Origin of the sequence: Cryptosporangium arvum DSM 44712 (assembly GCF_000585375.1) — a bacterium.
In the GTDB taxonomy this organism is placed as follows: Bacteria; Actinomycetota; Actinomycetes; order Mycobacteriales; family Cryptosporangiaceae; genus Cryptosporangium; species Cryptosporangium arvum.
Window position 1 is genome coordinate 6160342 of record NZ_KK073874.1, and the last position, 15647, is coordinate 6175988.

A 15647-nucleotide genomic window follows, 5' to 3' on the forward strand; every position below is an offset into this window, starting at 1 on the left:
ATCCGTCAAGACGTCGCTTAACGCCGTCGGACGAGCTGAATCGCAGCATAAATCCCCATGTTCCTTCGGTTCCTCGCCGTCACCGTGCTGACGGCGGCCGCGGCCGTCGCTCCGGTGGGTGTCCGGCCGGCCGCCGCGATCGCCCACGGTGAGGACGGCGCGTATCGGTTCGCGGTGCTGCTGTCGATGTCCGGCCTGCCGGCCGCCGGGTCCGGCACCCGGGACAGCTCCTGCTCCGGCGCGCTGATCGCGCCGCGGTGGGTGATCACGGCCGGCCACTGCTTCCGCGACGCCGACGGGCGACGGGTGAGCCGCACCGTCGCGCGGCGCACCACCGCCACCGTCGGCCGGGCCGACCTGGACGGGGCCGGCGGCTGGGAGGGCGAGGTCGTCGACGTGCGCCAGGCCGGCGACGCCGACGTGGCGCTGGCCCGGCTCGACGCCGACGTTCCCGGGATCGAGCCGCTGGTGGTCGGCACCGCACCGCCATCGGTCGGCGAGGCCGTGCGCCTGGCCGGATACGGGCTGACGATCCGGGACGGCGCCTACACCCCCGCGACCCGGCAGCAGACCGGGCAGTTCGTCGTCGACCGGGTCTCCGACACCGTGCTGGAGATCTCCGGCCGGGTTCCCGGCCCGGACACCAGCGCGTGCGAGCACGACTCCGGCGGGCCGTACTTCCGGGAACGGCCGGACGGGGTCGCGGTGCTGGTCGGGATCGTGAGCACCGGGCCGTCCTGCCCGCACCCGGGCGCGGACATCGGCGCGCGCACCGACAACCTGAGCGGCTGGATCGAGGACACCGTCCGGGGCGGCGTACCGCTCGGGCGGTTCGCCCTGGGCGGCCTGGTGGTGCTCGTGGTGCTCCTCGGCGCCTGGCGGGCCCGGGCCGGGCGCCGGTGATCCGGTGGGTGGTGCGGGTCGGCGCCGGTGTCCTCATCGGAGTCCTGGCGCTGGTGGTGGCCGGTTTCCACGCGGTGGACCTGCCGCCGTTCCCGGACCAGCCCCAGACCAGCACCGCGGTCTCCGCCGACGGGAGGCACCCGCTGGCGCTGTTCGCGACCGAGAACCGGCAGCGGGTGCCGCTGGGCCGGGTACCGCGCCACGTGCAGGACGCGGTGGTCACCGCCGAGGACGCGGGCTTCTGGGACGACAGCGACGGGGTGTCGCTCTCCGGGATCGGCCGCGCGGTTCTCGGGCTCGTGCGCCGGAACGCGGGCAGCGGCGGCGGATCGACGATCACTCAGCAGTACGTCCGCAACGCGCTCGACCTCACCCGCGAGCGCAGCTACTCGCGTAAGGCCAAGGAGCTCGTGCTCGCCGGCAAGCTCGCCCGCACCGCGTCGAAGGAGGAGATCCTCGAGGGCTACCTCAACACGATCTACTTCGGTCGCGGTGCGTTCGGGATCCAGGCGGCCGCGCAGGCCTACTTCGGGCGCGACGTCGACGAACTCACCGCCGCGCAGGGCGCCGTGCTCGCGGCCGTGATCAAGGACCCGACGAACTTCGATCCCCGGATCAGACCGGGGAGCGCGCGGGGCCGCTGGCAGTACCTGATCGACCGGATGGTCGCGAGCGGGTACCTGTCCCCGGGGAGCCGATCGTTCCCGGGCACCGTCGCGCGGAGGGCGTCCGCCTCGGCCCGGGAGGCGCTGCGCTCCGGCTGGCGCGGTGTGCTGGGGGGCCGGATCGAGCGGGAACTCGACGGCGTCCTGACCGAGCAGCAGCTCTACACCGGCGGGTACACGATCACGACGACGCTCGACTGGGCCGACCAGCAGCGGGCCGCGCGGGCGGTGGCGACCCACCTGCGAGGTCAGGACCCGCGCCTGACCGCCGCCGTGGTCGCGATCGAGCCCTCGACCGGCCGGGTCACCGCGTACTACGGCGGCGAGGCCGGGTACGGGTACCTCGACCAGGCCGACACGGCCCGGCTGGCCGCCGAGACGTACTGGCCCTACGTCCTCGCGGCGAGGCTCGGCGGTTCCCCGGTGCCCGACACCGACCTCCCGACGGTGTCCCCCTTCGACCAGGCGTCGGGCTACGCCACCTTCGCCGACGACGGCCTCGCCCGGGAGCCGTACTTCGTCCAGCGGGTCACCGCGCCCGACGGCACCGTGGTCCGGGAACGCCGGCCCTCACCCGGGTACCGGGTGCTGCCGAGCGAGGCCACCGGCGTGCTCGCCGCGCACGCAGCGGCCCGGCCCGGGACCTCGGACGGCAACACCAACGCCTGGATGTGCGGCTTCACCGCCGACCGCGCGGTCGCGGTGTGGGTGGGCAGCAGCGGCGACGACTTCCCGATGCGTGACGCCCGCTCCGGCGAGCGCGTGCGGGGCGAGGGCATCCCGGCCGGGATCTGGTCGGACTACCTCGCCGAGGCCGGGTGACCCACCTCCCCGGACCCCCGCTCGACGACCGTGCTCGGCAGCACGATCGTCCGGGGTGGAGCGTCCGGGTCGGCGATGCGCGCGACCGCGAGCAGCGCCGCCTGCCGCCCGACCTCCTGCGGGTCCCTGGTGATCGCCGTGATGCCCAGGCCGGCCGAGAGCTCGGTCTCGTCCAGCGTGATGAACGCGTTCGAACGCCGGTTCGCGATGCGGTCGAGCAGGGCGCCGGTGCTGATGCCCAGGTTCAGCGCCAGGATCGCGGTCGGCGGATCCGCGCGGTCGAGCAGCAGGCACGCGGCCGCCCTGGCCTCGTCGGTCGTCGTGAGACCGGTGACGACGAGCGACGGATCCTCCTCGACGCGGTGCGCGGCGAGCCCGGCCCGGAAGCCGCGGAGCCGCTGGTCCGCGCGGAACGAACCGGCCCGGCCGGCCAGCGCCGCGATCCGCCGGTGCCCGAGCGCCACCAGCCGGGCGGTCGCATCCTGGACGCCGCGGTCGTCGTCGGTCATCACGACGTCGACGTCGAGGCCGTTGGCCGGGCGACCGGCCAGCACGACCGGCGTGGCGAACGTCCGGTCGGGGCGCAGGAAGTCACGCTCGTCCCCGTCGGGCATCATGATCAGCGCCCGGACCCGGCGGTCCACCATCGTGCGGGCCAGCTCCGGCTCCCGGCGGACGTCGTCGTCGGTGGAGCCGATCACCAGGTGCAGGCCGGTGCGGTTGAGCTCGCGCTCGGCGCCGGCCGCGACCCCGGCCTGGAACATGTTGGTGAAGCCCGCGGTGACCAGGCCGATCGCCGCGGTGCGCTGGTCGCGGCGCAGGTCCTGGGCGGTGGGGTTGGGCGAGTACCCGAGCCGCTGCGCCACCTCGAGCACCCGCTCCCTGGTCGCGGGTGTGACCAGTGCGGAGCCCTGGATGGTTCTGGTGACGGTGGCGGTGCTGACCCCGGCGGCGCGCGCCACGTCGGTGACGGTCACCCGGGAACGGTCCGACGTTCGCACGATCACCCCTACGGCCCGGAAGCGCTGACGGCTCGATTGTAAACGTTGACATTCGCGTCGTGCTGACCAACACTTGCCGCCAATGTTAACGATTACATCGGGAGGACCGGCTATGCGCGCTCGATGGAGAGCCGCCGCGACCGCGGTGGTGGTGTTACTCGCGACGGGCACCGCGTGTCAGGGCGACGGCGGGAGCGACCGGACCGTGCTGACCTACTGGGCGTCGCAGCAGTCGCCGAGCGTCCAGCGCGACAAGGAGATCCTGGAACCGGAGCTGCGTGAGTTCACCGAGCGGACCGGCGTCGAGGTCGACCTGGAGGTCGTGCCGTTCACCGAGCTGCTCACCAAGATCCTGACCGCGACGACGAGCGGCCAGGGCCCCGACGTCGTCAACGTCGGCAACACCTGGTCGACGTCGCTGCAGGCCACCGGCGCGTTCGTCGAGTGGGACGAGGACCTGCTGGACGGCGTGGGTGGCGCCGACCGGTTCGAGCCCGCGGCGCTGGAGACGACCGGAGCCGCCGGAGCGCCGCCGGCCGCGGTTCCGCTCTACACCAAGGTCTACCAGCTCTACTACAACAAGAAACTCTTCCGCGAGGCCGGCATCACCGCACCGCCGGCCACCTGGGACGAGTTCGTCACCACGGCCAGGAAGCTCACCAGGGACACGACCGGTGACGGCACGCCTGACCAGTGGGGCCTGGCGTTGCGCGGGCAGGCCACGACGATCGCGCTGCACTACGCCTACATCCTCGGCACCGCCCGGGGCGCGGAGTACTTCGACGGCACCAAGCCGACCTTCGACTCACCGGCGGCGGTCGCCGGCATCCAGCAGTACCTCTCCTGGATGGGTGCGGACGGCATCGTCAACCCGTCCGACGCGGAGAACGCCGACTGGGCCGACGTCTACTCGGCATTCGCCGCGAACAAGGCCGGCATGATGCTCGTCCAGACGCTCGGACGGACGCTCGCGGACTACCGGCTCACCGACGAGGACTACGGTGTCGCACCGATGCCGAGGAGCACCGGGCCCGGCGCCCGGGACGTGGCCTCGTTCGTCGGCGGCACCAACGTCGCGATCCTGAACTCGACCGACAACCGGGACGGGGCCGTCAGCCTGGTCGAGTTCCTCACCAGCGCACCGGAGCAGGTGACGCTGAACACGGCCTACGGCACCGTTCCGCCGGTCAAGGACGTCACCGGCGACGCCTTCCGGACGCCGGAGCAGCTGATCGCCCGCGAGACGCTGGCCCGGCGGGCCGTCCCGATGCCGCGCGTGCCGCAGGAGACGCAGTTCGAGACGCTCGTCGGCAAAGACGTGGTCAGCTGGCTCGCCGACACGGCTACCGGCAGGCAACCGGACGACGCCGCGATCAGGGCGGCGCTGAAGTCGGCCGCCGGCACGGTGGGCGCGGGCGGATGAGCAGGCGGTGGACGCCCTACTGGTTCCTGCTCCCCGCCCTGCTGCTGGAGCTGTTCATCCACTTCGGGCCGATGCTCGTCGGCGCGCTGATGAGCCTGCTCCGGCTCACCCAGTTCCAGCTGGGCCGCTGGTGGGAAGCTCCGTGGGCGGGGACCGGCAACTATCGCGTCGTGCTGGACGCCGATCGGCCGGTGGGCGCGTCGCTGCTGCAGTCGTTCCTGGTGACGGTCGGCTTCAGCGTGCTCGTCGTCGGGGTGTCGTGGGGGCTCGGCTTCGCCGGCGCGCTCGCGCTGCAGCGGTCCGGCCGGGGGCGCGGGGTGCTCCGCGCGCTGTTCCTGGTGCCGTACGCGCTGCCGGTCTTCGCGGCGGTGATCACCTGGCGCTTCCTGCTGCAGCGGGACACCGGGATGCTCAACCACCTGCTGGTCGACCAGCTCGGCCTGCTCGACGGAAACGCCTTCTACCTCATCGGCTCGAACTCGTTCTGGTCGCTGTGCGCGGTGGAGATCTGGCGGGAGTGGCCGTTCGCGTTCCTGATGCTCATGGCCGGGCTGCAGTCGGTACCCGACGAGGTGTACGAGGCGTCGGTGATGGACGGCGCGAGCCCGTGGCGGCAGGCGCGCAGCATCACGCTGCCGATGCTGTCCCCGGTCAACCAGGTGCTGGTCCTGGTGATGGTCCTGCGCACGTTCCGCAATTTCGAGACGCCGTACGTGCTGTTCGGCGGCGCGGTGCCCGACCAGGCCCGGCTGATCAGCGTCGAGATCCACCAGAACTCGTTCCTGACGTTCAACTTCGGCCTGGGATCGGCGATGAGCGTCCTGCTCCTGCTCTTCCTCGTGCTGGTGACGGCCGCCTACCTTCTCCTGACCCGACGGAGGGTCCATGAAGCATGAAACCCGCGGCTACCGCCTCTTCCGGCGGAGCACGCTGACGGTGCTGACCGTCTTCGTCTGCGCCCCGCTCGTCGTCATGGTGACGACCGCGCTCAAGCCGCTCGACGCGGTCCAGGGCGGCTTCCACTGGATCCCCACCGAGCCCACGGTCCGGCCGTTCGTCGACATGTGGTCGACGGTGCCGCTCGCCCGGTACTTCGCAAACTCGGTGATCGTCGCCGGGATCGCCACCGCGCTGTCGGTGACGGTGGCCGTGCTGGCCGCGTACGCGGTGAGCCGCTGGCGGTTCCGGGGCCGCGAACCGTTCCGCCTCGCGATCCTGTCCACACAGATGTTCCCCGGCATCCTGTTCCTGCTGCCGCTCTTCCTCCTCTTCGTCATGATCGACCGGCTGACCGGGGTGACGCTCGTCGGCACCCGGACCGGGCTGGTGATCACCTACCTCACGTTCGCGCTGCCGTACTCGATCTGGATGCTCGTCGGCTACTTCGAGTCGATTCCGCGCGGTCTCGACGACGCGGCCAAGGTCGACGGCTGCGGCCCGTTGCGGTTGCTGGTCAGCGTCCTGCTCCCGGCGGCCCGGCCGGTGATCGTCGCGGTGACGATCTTCTCGTTCATGCTGGCGTGGGGCGAGGTGCTCTTCGCCTCGGTGCTGACCGCGGAGAACACCCGCACCCTCTCGGTCGGGCTGCAGGCCTACACCAGCGAGGCCAACGTCTACTGGAACCAGGTGATGGCCGCCTCGCTCGTCGTCTCGGCGCCGCTGGTGGTGGCGTTCCTGCTCCTCCAGCGGCACATCACCGCCGGTCTGACGGCCGGAGCCGTCAAATGACCGCCCGCCTGACCGACGGCCGCCTCTCGGTCGGCCCGTCGGCGTTGCTGGTCCGGCACGTCAACGCGGTGGAGCTCGACGACGAACTCGCGCACGCCGACAGCTTCGTCCAGATCGATCTGGCCCACGCGCTCATGCTCACCCGGCAACGGATCTTCGGTGCCGGCCAGGGCCGGACCGTCGTCCGCGCGCTCCTCGAGCTGCTCGACGGCGACGCGGCCGCCGCGCTGGGAAACGATCCGGAGATCGGCACGATCACGCTGCACCTCGAGCGGTACCTGGAACGGGCGTGCGGCCCCGATGGCCTCGACATCCAGCGCGCACGCAGCCGCATCGACCAGAACGCGACCGGCCTGCGCATGGCCGACCGCGGGGGCACGCTGGCGGTGCTGCGTGCGCTGATCGACCTGGGCGCCACCCTGCTGGAGGCCGCGGCCACCCACGACGACGTGCTCAGCCCCGGCTACACGCATCTCCAGCACGCCCAGCCCACCACGCTCGGGCACTACTTCAACGCTCACTACTGGTCCGTGTCACGCAATGTCGACCGCCTGGTCGAGGCCTACCGGCGCCTCAACCAGTGCCCGCTGGGCGGGGCCGCGCACAGCGGCACGTCCTGGCCGATCGACCGTGATCTCACGGCGGCCTACCTCGGGTTCGACCGGCCGGTCCCGAACGCCCGGGACGCCGGGCTCTCGGCCACCGACGTCGGCGCCGAGCTGGCGGGCGTGCTCGGGCTCACGCTGGCCGGGCTCAGCCGGTGCGCGTCCGACCTGTACTTCTGGTCGTCCTCCGAGGTGGCGATGGTGCGGGTGCACGCGTCGCTCTGCGGGACGTCGAGCATGATGCCGCAGAAGCGCAATCCGATCGCGCTCGAACGCATCCGCGCGCTGGCCGGCGACGCGGCCGGATGGGGCGCGAGCCAGCTCGGCCTCCTGCACTTCGCCACGTCCACCGACGCCGACCAGGGTTACGTGCACAACCGCCTCCCCGGGTACTGCGCCGACACGGTCGGCGCGACCGCGCTGCTCGGCGCGGCGATCGTGACGCTGGAGGTCGACCGCGACCGGCTGCGCGACTCGGCCGGGGCGCACTGGTCGACCGCGAGCGCGCTCGCCGACGACCTGGTCCGCACCCGCGGCGTGAGTTACCGCGAGGCCCACGACGTGGTCGCGCGCCTGGTCGCGGCGGACGCGTCCGGCACCGGGCTCCTCGATCCCGGTGCGTTCGTGGAGAGCCGGACCAGCGCCGGCGGCACGGCGTCGGCGCGGCGCGCGGAGCTCGCGGCCCGCGCCGCCGACGACCTGACCCGGCTCCGGCGGACCGTGGACACCCTCACGAACCGGGTGTCGCAGGCGCGGGCCCGGCTGGTCGACGAGGCGCGGACGCTCGCCGAGGGCTGATCAGGCGGTGGCCGCGCGGTCGAGGACGAGGTCGCGGGCCGCGGCCAGACCCGACGCGAGCGCGCCGAGCAGGACGGCGTCACCGCCGAGGGTGGAGACCTCGATCCGGGGCGGCTCGAGCGCGACCAGGTGGCCGAGGCGGTCGAGCAGCGGGGCGGTGAGCAGGTCACCGGCGTGGCTGCCCACGCCGCCGCCGAGCACCACGAGCTCCGGGTCGAGCACCGCGGCCACCCCGGCCACGGCCCGGCTGAGGTGCTCGACCTCCTGGTCCACCGCGCGGCGTGCGGCCTCGTCCCCGGCGCGGGCGGCGTCGAGGACGTCCTTCGCGCTCGTCGCGCCGGTCATGCCGAAACGCTTCGCGGTCGCGACCACGCCGGCCGCCGACGCGACGGACTCGAACATGCCGCGGCCGCGGACACCGGGCTGGTGCAGCAGCGGGTCACCCTCGCCGATCGGCAGGTACCCGATCTCGCCGGCGGCACCGCGGAACCCGCGGTAGAGCTTCCCGTCGATCACGATGCCCATCCCGAGGCCGGTACCGATGTGCAGGTAGACGAAGTGCGGGACGTCGCGGCCCAGGCCGTAGGTGGCCTCGCCGATGGCCGCGAGGTCGACGTCGTTCTCCACCGTGTACGTCGGACCGGCGACGCCGGCGAGCCGGTCCAGGCTGTCGCGCTGCTCCCAGCCCGGCAGGTTGGGCGCGAGGTGCAGCGAGCCGTTGGCCTCGTCGTGGATGCCGGGGGTGCCGAACACGGCCAGCGTGACGTCGCCGCGGCCGACGCCCGCGGTGGCGGTGAGCTCGTCGGCCAGCCGGGCGAGCTGGGCGACGAGGTCGTCGGCGCCGGGCCCGGCCGCGGGATCGTCGACCCGCGCGACGACGTCGCCGACCAGGTCGGCCAGCGCCATCCGCACGTACGCGCGTCCGATGTCGACGGCGAGTACGTACCCGGCCGCGGGCCGCACCTCGTAGAGCAGCGCCGAGCGACCGGCCGCTCCCGAGCGCGAGCCGGTCTGGCGGAGCAGGCCCGCGCTCTCCAGGTTGGTGAGCGCCACCGCGACCGTGGGCTTCGACAGCCCGGTCAGCTGAGCCAACTCGGGGCGGGACGCTCGGCCGAGCCGGAAGACCGCGGCGAAGACCGCCCGTTCGTTCATGACCCGGAGAAGCGCCGTCGTACTGGCGGTCTGCACCTCACCAGGCTGCCACACCGATTCGTAAAGGTCACTTACCAATTTTGTAAAGGACATTGCCAAACGCGCGAGGATGGCCCACGATCCACTCCACACCCCGCGAGAGAGGCGCCGCCATGAGGGCCAGAATCGTCGCCGTCCTAGCTCTTCTCCTAGTGACCGCCTGCAGCAACGGATCGTCGTCGGGCGACTCCGACGCCAAGACGATCGCCCTGTTCCTGCCGGAGTCGAAGACCACGCGCTACGAGGCGTTCGACCGCCCGCTGTTCGAAGCCAAGGTCAAGGCGCTCTGCGCCGACTGCAAGATCCTCTACTCCAACGCCGATCAGGACGCCGCCAAGCAGCAGCAACAGATCGAGGCGGCGCTCACCCAGGGCGCGGACGCGCTGGTGCTCGACGCGGTCGACGCCGGTGCGGTGGCACCGCTGGTCAACCAGGCCAAGCAGAAGGACGTGCCGGTCATCGCCTACGACCGGCTGATCACCGGGATCACCTACGAGTACTACGTCTCGTTCAACAACGTCCGGGTCGGCGAGATGCAGGGCCAGGCCCTGCTCGACGCGCTCACCAAGGCCGGTACGGCCGATACGGGCCAGATCGTCATGATCAACGGCGCCCCGACCGACCCCAGCTCGGCCGATTACAAGAAGGGCGCGCACAACGTCCTCGACGGCAAGGTGAAGATCGGGCGCGAGTTCGACACCCCCGACTGGAGCCCGGACAAGGCCCAGCAGGAGATGGAGCAGTCGATCACCGCGCTCGGCCGGCAGTCGATCGTCGGGGTGCTCTCGGCCAACGACGGCATGGCCGGTGGCGCGATCGCCGCGATGAAGCGGGCCGGCTACACCACGTTGCCGCCGATCACCGGGCAGGACGCCGAACTCGCGGCGGTGCAGCGGATCCTGACCGGCGAGCAGTACATGACGATCTACCTCGACATCCGCAGCGAGGCCGAGAAGGCCGCCGAACTCGCGGTCGCCATGGTCAAGGGCGAGAAGCCGACCGCGCCCACGAAGGTCGGGGAGATTCCCGCGTTCCTGCTCGACCCGATCCCGGTGACCGCGGACAAGGTCGGCGACACGATCGTCAAGGACGGCTTCTACCGGGCGGCCGACCTCTGCACCGCGGAAGTCAAGGCGGCCTGCGACCGCCAGGGCATCAAGTAATGCTCTCGGCCTCCGGCGTCTCCAAGCGCTACCGCGCGGTCCAGGCCCTCGACGACGTCCGGCTGGACCTGCCGGACGGCGAGGTCGTCGCGCTCGTCGGCGACAACGGCGCCGGCAAGTCCACGCTGGTCAAGGTGCTGTCCGGCGTGGTGATCCCGGACCAGGGCGTGATCGAGCGCGACGACGGCCCGGTGCGTATCGGCTCACCGCACGACGCGCAGCGGCTGGGCATCGCGACCGTGCACCAGGACCTGGCGCTCTGCGAGAACCTGGACGTCGTCGCCAACCTGTTCCTGGGCGACGAACGACGACGCTTCTCGGTGCTGCGGCCGATCCGGATGGAACGGGCCGCCCGGGACCTGCTGACCTCGCTCGACGTCCGGATCCGGGACATCCGCGTGCCGGTGGCGATGCTCTCCGGCGGCCAGCGTCAGTCGGTGGCCATCGCCAGGGCGCTGGTCGGCGAACCACGTGTGGTCATCCTGGACGAGCCGACGGCCGCGCTCGGCGTCGAGCAGACCGCGCAGGTGCTCGACCTGATCCGACGCCTGCGTGACCGCGGGCTCGCGGTGCTGCTGATCTCGCACAACCTCGCCGACGTCCGGGCGGTGAGCGACCGGGTCGTCGTGCTGCGCCTCGGCCGCAACGCCGGGGAGTTCCGCACGGCGCAGTCCACTCCGGAGGAAATCGTGGGTGCCATCACCGGGAGCTCGGCCTCATGATCGATCGGTTACGCGCGCGCGCCGACCTCGGCGCCTGGCCCGTCGTCGTCGGGCTGGTGTTGATCGCGGTGGTCTTCCGCTCGTTGAACGACCGGTTCCTCTCCCCCGAGAACCTCACCAACCTGGCCCTGCAGATGGCCGCCACCGGCACCATCGCGCTCGGCATCATCATGGTGGTGCTGCTCGGCGAGATCGACCTGTCGGCCGGGTCGGTCAGCGGGCTGTCCGCGGTGATCATGACGATCCTGTCGGTCAAGCACGGCTGGCCCCCGGTGGCGGCGATCGCGGTGGCGCTGCTCGGCGCGGCGCTGATCGGGCTGCTGCACGGGTGGATGTTCACCCGGCTCGGGATGCCGTCGTTCGTCGCGACGCTGGCCGGGCTGATCGGGTGGCAGGGCCTGATGCTGTACCTGCTGGGCCGCGGCGGCACGATCAACCTGCCGTTCGACGGGTTCCTGGCGAAGCTGAGCGACACCTGGCTGCCGACGTGGATGTCGTGGCTGGTCGTCGTGGTGTGCACGGCGAGCGCGGTGCTCGACCGCCGGCTCCGCCGGGCCGCGTCGCTGCCGGTGACGCCGCTCGTCGGAGTGGGGCTGCGCCTCGGCGGGCTGGGGCTGGTGCTCGCCGTCGTCGTCGCCGTGCTCTCGGCCGACCGGGGCGTGCCGCTGCTGCTCGTCCTGTTCGCGGCGCTCGTCGTCGTGGTCGACCTGGTCCTGCGCCACACGGTGTTCGGCCGGCACGTGTACGCGGTCGGCGGCAACGCCGAGGCCGCCCGGCGGGCGGGCATCAACGTGACCCGGATCCGCCTGATCTGCTTCGCCGCGGCGTCGATGCTCGCCGCCTGCGGAGGCATCCTCGCGGCCAGCCGCCTGGCCGCGGTCAACCAGAGCTCCGGGAGCAGCGACACGCTGCTGATGGCGATCGCCGCGGCCGTCATCGGCGGGACCTCGCTGTTCGGGGGCCGGGGCCGGGCCTACGCCGCGCTGCTGGGCATCCTGGTGATCCAGTCGATCACCAACGGCATGCTGCTGCTGAGCGTCGACTCGTCGGTGCGGCTGATGGTGACCGCCGGGGTCCTGGCGCTCGCGATCGCGGTGGACTCGGTGGCTCGCCGGGGTGCGCCTTCGTGAGTCAGGTGCTGGCGATCGATTTCGGCGGGACGAAGATCGCGCTGGCCGCGGCGTCGGTCGGTGCGTCCCGGCCCAGCGCGACCGTGCGCCTGGACACCCTGGGCACGGCGGGGGCGCTGCAGGCCGTGCGGCGCACGTTCGACGCGGCGCGGGAACTCGTGGACTCCCCCGCGGCCGTCGGGGTCTCGACGTTCGGCGTCGTCCGGGGCGACCGGATCCGGCTCGCGCCCAACGTGCCGGGGTGGGACGGGCTCGCGCTGCCCGCGCTGCTGCGCGAACGGTTCGGCGACGCGCCGGTCGCGATCGACAACGACGTCAACGCCGGGGCGGCGGCCGAGCTGCGGTGGGGTGCGCTGCGCGGGGTCGACGTCGGTCTCTACGTGAACGTCGGCACCGGGCTGGCGGCGGCGCTGGTGGCCGGTGGGCGCGTGGTGGCCGGAGCGCACGGCGCGGCCGGCGAGATCGCGTACCTGCGTGAGCGCGGTGACGGGTACTTCGCCGACGGGCAGGCGCCGCTGGAGGACGTCGTCTCCGGGATGGCGTTGAGCCGGCGCGGATCCGCGCTCCTGGGGCGACCGATGACGGCGGCCGCGCTGTTCGCGCAGCGCGACGACCCGGCCGTGGCGGCCCTGCTCGACGACACCGTCGACGCGCTGGCGCGCGTCGTCGCCAACCTCTGCGTGGCCCTCGACCCCTCGACCGTGGTGCTCGGCGGCGGTCTGCTGCGTGCGGCCGAGCACATCGTGCCGCGGGTGTCCGCGGTGCTGGCGCGGGCGGTGCCGTTCCCGCCGGAGCTGACGCTGGCGCACTTCGTCGACGACGCGCCGCTGATCGGCGCGATGGCGCTGGCGCTGGAGAACGCGGGCTAGCGGCCGGGCCAGTGCCACGGCGGTTCGTCGAGACGGCCCTGGCCCTCGACGCACGTCTCGCCGAGCTCCTTGACCAGCTCGATGGAGTGGTCGGCGTCGAGCGCGCTCACCAGCGCGCGCGAGTGGCTGATCACCACGACCTGGGTGCGCGCCGAACCGGTGGTGACCAGCTCGGCCAGCGGCCGGAGCAGGTCGGGGTGCAGGCTGGCCTCCGGCTCGTTGAGCACCAGCAGGGCCGGCGGCCGCGGCGTGAGCAGGGCCGCCACCCACATCAGGTACTTCACGGTCCCGTCGGACAGTTCGGCCGCACCGAAGGGCCGCAGCAGGCCGGGCTGGCTGAGCCGCAGCGCGAACCGGCCGGTCTCGTCCTCGATCGCCAGCGTGCTGCCCGGGAAGGCCGCGTCGATCGCGACGTCCAGCGCGTCGGCGTCGCCGATCTCCCGGATCGTCTGGAGCGCGGCGGCGAGGTCGGCGCCGTCGGGTCCGAGCACGGGGGTGCGGGTGCCGATCTGCGCCTGGCGCACCGGGGCGTCGGCGTCCGTGCGCAGGTGGTCGTAGAACCGCCAGGAGCGGATCCGGTCGCGGACCTCGAGGATCTCCGGGGCGCGCTGCGGGTCGGAGTACTCGCTGAGCATGCTGTCGTAGCTGGCCAGGACGCCGGGGATCGGGAGCCAGCTCCGGCCGTCGCGCAGGCGCAGCGCGCCGTTGGCCCGGTCGGCCAGCAGCCCGGCCGGGCGCAGGAACGGCCCGGCCCAGATCGCTTCCCGCTTGATCTCCGGATCCAGCGCGAACGCCGAGCTCGACGGCCGGGGCAGGCCGAAGTCGATCGCGTAGCCGAAGTCGTCGCCGGCGAAGCCCAGCCGCAGGCTGACCGCGTTGCCCCGAGCCGCGCCCGACGGCCGGTTCGGGACCGAACCGTTCGCCGGCCCGGCCCAGAGCGTCGAGGCCAGGCCGCCCTCGCGGGCCAGCGCCGCCACCGCGCCGTTGCGGGCCGAGTCGGCGATCAGCCGCAGCGCGCGGTAAAGGCTCGACTTGCCGCTGCCGTTTGCCCCGGTGACCACGGTCAGTCGGCCCAGCGGCACCACCAGATGACGCAGGGATCGGTAGTTCTCGACGGCCAGCGTGGTGATCACTCCGACCACGCTAGCTTCTAGCGTCGCTTGGCGTTCTAGCGCCGCTAGTGTTAGCGTTCATCCATTCGCTAGCAACGCTAGATTCTTGAGGAGCACCCCCATGCTGACGACCGTCGCGTATTCCCTGGCCGCCGTTCTCGACCTGTTCATCCTCTTGATCGGGGGCCGGTTCCTGCTGCAGCCGGAGGCGGCCGCGGCGGGGTACGGCGTGCCGTCCGGCTACAGCGCCTTCCTCACCGTGAAGGGCGTGCGCGACTTCAGCCTGGGCGTCATCGGGCTGGCCCTGCTCGCGTTCGCCGGGACCACCGCGGCGGGCTGGTTCATGCTCGCCGCCGCGATCATCCCGTTCGGCGACACCGTGATCGTGCTGCGGTCCGGCGGCACGAAAGCCACCGCGTTCGGGGTCCACTTCGCCACCGCGGTCGTGGTGCTGATCAGCGCAGCCCTGCTGTTCGCGGCCTGACCCGGGACGACCAGCGGCCGTACCTCCGGCCGGTCGCCGGGCTGGAGGTTCCGGCGCACACGGTCTCCCGGCAGCGGATGCGCGCCGACTACGGCGCCGTGCCGGCGGCCGGAACGCGCTGAGTGACCTTCTGCATCCGGGACTCCGGATGAACGCGGCGCGCACTACGCTCCTGATGCGAGCACCGAGCTCCATGCTCAGCGGAAGGCGGATCGATGACGAGTGGTTCCGGATCCGGTTCCGATTTGCAGGGGCGGCTGAAGACCGACCGGCCGCACAGCGCGCGGATCTGGAACTACCTGCTCGACGGCAAGGACAACTTCGCCGCGGACCGCAACGCCGCCGATTCGGTGATCAGCGAGCTCCCGGAGATCGTCGACTTCGCCCGGGCCGGCCGGCGGTTCCTCGCGCGCGCGGTCGAGTACCTGGCCGGCGAGGCCGGTGTCCGCCAGTTCCTCGACCTCGGCACCGGCCTGCCGACCGCCGACAACACGCACGAGGTCGCACAGCGCATCGCGCCGGAGTCGCGGATCGTCTACGTCGACAACGACCCGCTGGTGCTGGTCCACGCCCGGGCGCTGCTCACCGGTAGCCCGCACGGAGCCACCGACTACGTCGACGCCGACATCCGGGAGCCGGACAAGATCCTGCGCGCGGCCCGGGCCACGCTCGACTTCACCCAACCGATCGCGGTCATGATGATCGGCATCCTCGGCCACGTGCCCGACGAGGCCGACCCGGCCGGGATCGTGCGCACGATCGTCGACGCGCTGCCCAGCGGCAGCTACCTCGCGATCAACGACAGCATCACGACGCCGCTGAACGACGGGGCGATCGAGACCGCCAAGAGCGAGGGGTGGGACTACCACCTGCGCACCCCGGCGCAGATCACCGCGTTCTTCGACGGTCTCGAACTGGTCGAGCCCGGCGTCGTCTCGAACCCCCGCTGGCGGCCCGCCCCCGGCGACGACGAGACCGAGCTCGCGGTCTACTGCGGAATCGGGCGGAAGCACTGACAGCTGGTGGCCCGG

At 72.4% G+C, this 15647-nt stretch carries 15 protein-coding genes; 12 read left to right on the forward strand and 3 right to left on the reverse strand.

What is annotated here, in order from left to right:
- Positions 1-57 precede the first annotated feature (57 nt).
- Together CRYAR_RS28215 and CRYAR_RS43770 are read left to right on the forward strand one after the other, a co-directional pair.
- Complete coding sequence (locus CRYAR_RS28215) at positions 58-903, forward strand: S1 family peptidase (protein WP_035856403.1); 846 nt, start codon at positions 58-60, stop codon at positions 901-903.
- The gene (locus CRYAR_RS43770) at positions 900-2390 is read left to right on the forward strand and encodes a transglycosylase domain-containing protein (RefSeq protein ID WP_051571049.1); all 1491 of its coding nucleotides are present in this window, start codon (positions 900-902) and stop codon (positions 2388-2390) included. Before CRYAR_RS28215 ends, CRYAR_RS43770 begins: the two co-directional genes overlap by 4 nt.
- Here CRYAR_RS43770 and CRYAR_RS28225 read toward each other — a convergent pair.
- Positions 2369-3367 carry a LacI family DNA-binding transcriptional regulator gene (locus tag CRYAR_RS28225; protein WP_211247679.1) on the reverse strand — a complete coding sequence of 333 codons (999 nt, stop codon included), beginning with the start codon at positions 3365-3367 and terminating at the stop codon, positions 2369-2371. The genes CRYAR_RS43770 and CRYAR_RS28225 overlap by 22 nt on opposite strands.
- A 136-nt stretch (positions 3368-3503) precedes the next feature.
- Here CRYAR_RS28225 and CRYAR_RS28230 point away from each other — a divergent pair, with 136 nt between their 5' ends.
- From CRYAR_RS28230 to CRYAR_RS28245, 4 genes are read left to right on the forward strand one after another with little or no spacing between them, the layout of a single operon-like run.
- Positions 3504-4814 carry an ABC transporter substrate-binding protein gene (locus CRYAR_RS28230; RefSeq protein WP_035856404.1) on the forward strand — a complete coding sequence of 437 codons (1311 nt, stop codon included), beginning with the start codon at positions 3504-3506 and terminating at the stop codon, positions 4812-4814.
- Complete coding sequence (locus CRYAR_RS28235; protein WP_084701048.1) at positions 4811-5710, forward strand: carbohydrate ABC transporter permease; 900 nt, start codon at positions 4811-4813, stop codon at positions 5708-5710. Before CRYAR_RS28230 ends, CRYAR_RS28235 begins: the two co-directional genes overlap by 4 nt.
- The gene (locus tag CRYAR_RS28240) at positions 5700-6542 is read left to right on the forward strand and encodes a carbohydrate ABC transporter permease (RefSeq protein ID WP_035856405.1); all 843 of its coding nucleotides are present in this window, start codon (positions 5700-5702) and stop codon (positions 6540-6542) included. Before CRYAR_RS28235 ends, CRYAR_RS28240 begins: the two co-directional genes overlap by 11 nt.
- Entirely contained in the window at positions 6539-7945 is a 1407-nt protein-coding gene (locus CRYAR_RS28245) for an argininosuccinate lyase (protein WP_035856406.1), read from the forward strand. Before CRYAR_RS28240 ends, CRYAR_RS28245 begins: the two co-directional genes overlap by 4 nt.
- Here the strand turns inward: CRYAR_RS28245 and CRYAR_RS28250 are convergent, their stop codons facing one another.
- Complete coding sequence (locus CRYAR_RS28250; protein WP_035856407.1) at positions 7946-9133, reverse strand: ROK family transcriptional regulator; 1188 nt, start codon at positions 9131-9133, stop codon at positions 7946-7948.
- Between the two features lie 116 nt (positions 9134-9249).
- Between CRYAR_RS28250 and CRYAR_RS28255 the strand changes: the two genes are divergently transcribed.
- Genes CRYAR_RS28255 through CRYAR_RS28270 form a run of 4 tightly spaced genes read left to right on the forward strand, consistent with a single transcriptional unit; the run spans position 9250 to position 13020 of the window.
- On the forward strand, positions 9250-10299 hold the full coding sequence (locus tag CRYAR_RS28255) for a sugar ABC transporter substrate-binding protein (RefSeq protein ID WP_035856408.1): 1050 nt from the start codon (positions 9250-9252) through the stop codon (positions 10297-10299).
- Positions 10299-11021 carry an ATP-binding cassette domain-containing protein gene (locus CRYAR_RS28260; protein WP_035867285.1) on the forward strand — a complete coding sequence of 241 codons (723 nt, stop codon included), beginning with the start codon at positions 10299-10301 and terminating at the stop codon, positions 11019-11021. The genes CRYAR_RS28255 and CRYAR_RS28260 overlap by 1 nt, the downstream gene beginning before the upstream one ends.
- Complete coding sequence (locus CRYAR_RS28265) at positions 11018-12151, forward strand: sugar ABC transporter permease (RefSeq protein WP_035856409.1); 1134 nt, start codon at positions 11018-11020, stop codon at positions 12149-12151. Before CRYAR_RS28260 ends, CRYAR_RS28265 begins: the two co-directional genes overlap by 4 nt.
- On the forward strand, positions 12148-13020 hold the full coding sequence (locus tag CRYAR_RS28270) for an ROK family protein (protein ID WP_035856410.1): 873 nt from the start codon (positions 12148-12150) through the stop codon (positions 13018-13020). The genes CRYAR_RS28265 and CRYAR_RS28270 overlap by 4 nt, the downstream gene beginning before the upstream one ends.
- On the opposite strand, the gene CRYAR_RS28275 is transcribed toward CRYAR_RS28270, so the two are convergent.
- Positions 13017-14153, reverse strand: coding sequence for an AAA family ATPase (locus CRYAR_RS28275; protein WP_035867287.1), 1137 nt, complete (start codon positions 14151-14153; stop codon positions 13017-13019). The genes CRYAR_RS28270 and CRYAR_RS28275 overlap by 4 nt on opposite strands.
- A gap of 100 nt (positions 14154-14253) precedes the next feature.
- Here CRYAR_RS28275 and CRYAR_RS28280 point away from each other — a divergent pair, with 100 nt between their 5' ends.
- Together CRYAR_RS28280 and CRYAR_RS28285 are read left to right on the forward strand one after the other, a co-directional pair.
- Positions 14254-14616 carry a DUF4267 domain-containing protein gene (locus CRYAR_RS28280; RefSeq protein WP_035856411.1) on the forward strand — a complete coding sequence of 121 codons (363 nt, stop codon included), beginning with the start codon at positions 14254-14256 and terminating at the stop codon, positions 14614-14616.
- Positions 14617-14831: 215 nt separating this feature from the next.
- Positions 14832-15632, forward strand: a complete 801-nt coding sequence (locus CRYAR_RS28285; protein ID WP_035856412.1) for an SAM-dependent methyltransferase — start codon at positions 14832-14834, stop codon at positions 15630-15632.
- Positions 15633-15647: the final 15 nt, after the last annotated feature.

Coding starts and splice junctions, on each gene's coding strand:
- CRYAR_RS28280 (WP_035856411.1), top strand. CDS start 14,254: ATGCTGACGACCGTCGCGTATTCCCTGGCCGCCGTTCTCGACCTGTTC.
- CRYAR_RS28285 (WP_035856412.1), top strand. CDS start 14,832: ATGACGAGTGGTTCCGGATCCGGTTCCGATTTGCAGGGGCGGCTGAAG.
- CRYAR_RS28260 (WP_035867285.1), top strand. CDS start 10,299: ATGCTCTCGGCCTCCGGCGTCTCCAAGCGCTACCGCGCGGTCCAGGCC.
- CRYAR_RS28255 (WP_035856408.1), top strand. CDS start 9,250: ATGAGGGCCAGAATCGTCGCCGTCCTAGCTCTTCTCCTAGTGACCGCC.
- CRYAR_RS28235 (WP_084701048.1), top strand. CDS start 4,811: ATGAGCAGGCGGTGGACGCCCTACTGGTTCCTGCTCCCCGCCCTGCTG.
- CRYAR_RS28230 (WP_035856404.1), top strand. CDS start 3,504: ATGCGCGCTCGATGGAGAGCCGCCGCGACCGCGGTGGTGGTGTTACTC.
- CRYAR_RS28215 (WP_035856403.1), top strand. CDS start 58: ATGTTCCTTCGGTTCCTCGCCGTCACCGTGCTGACGGCGGCCGCGGCC.
- CRYAR_RS28265 (WP_035856409.1), top strand. CDS start 11,018: ATGATCGATCGGTTACGCGCGCGCGCCGACCTCGGCGCCTGGCCCGTC.
- CRYAR_RS28245 (WP_035856406.1), top strand. CDS start 6,539: ATGACCGCCCGCCTGACCGACGGCCGCCTCTCGGTCGGCCCGTCGGCG.
- CRYAR_RS28240 (WP_035856405.1), top strand. CDS start 5,700: ATGAAGCATGAAACCCGCGGCTACCGCCTCTTCCGGCGGAGCACGCTG.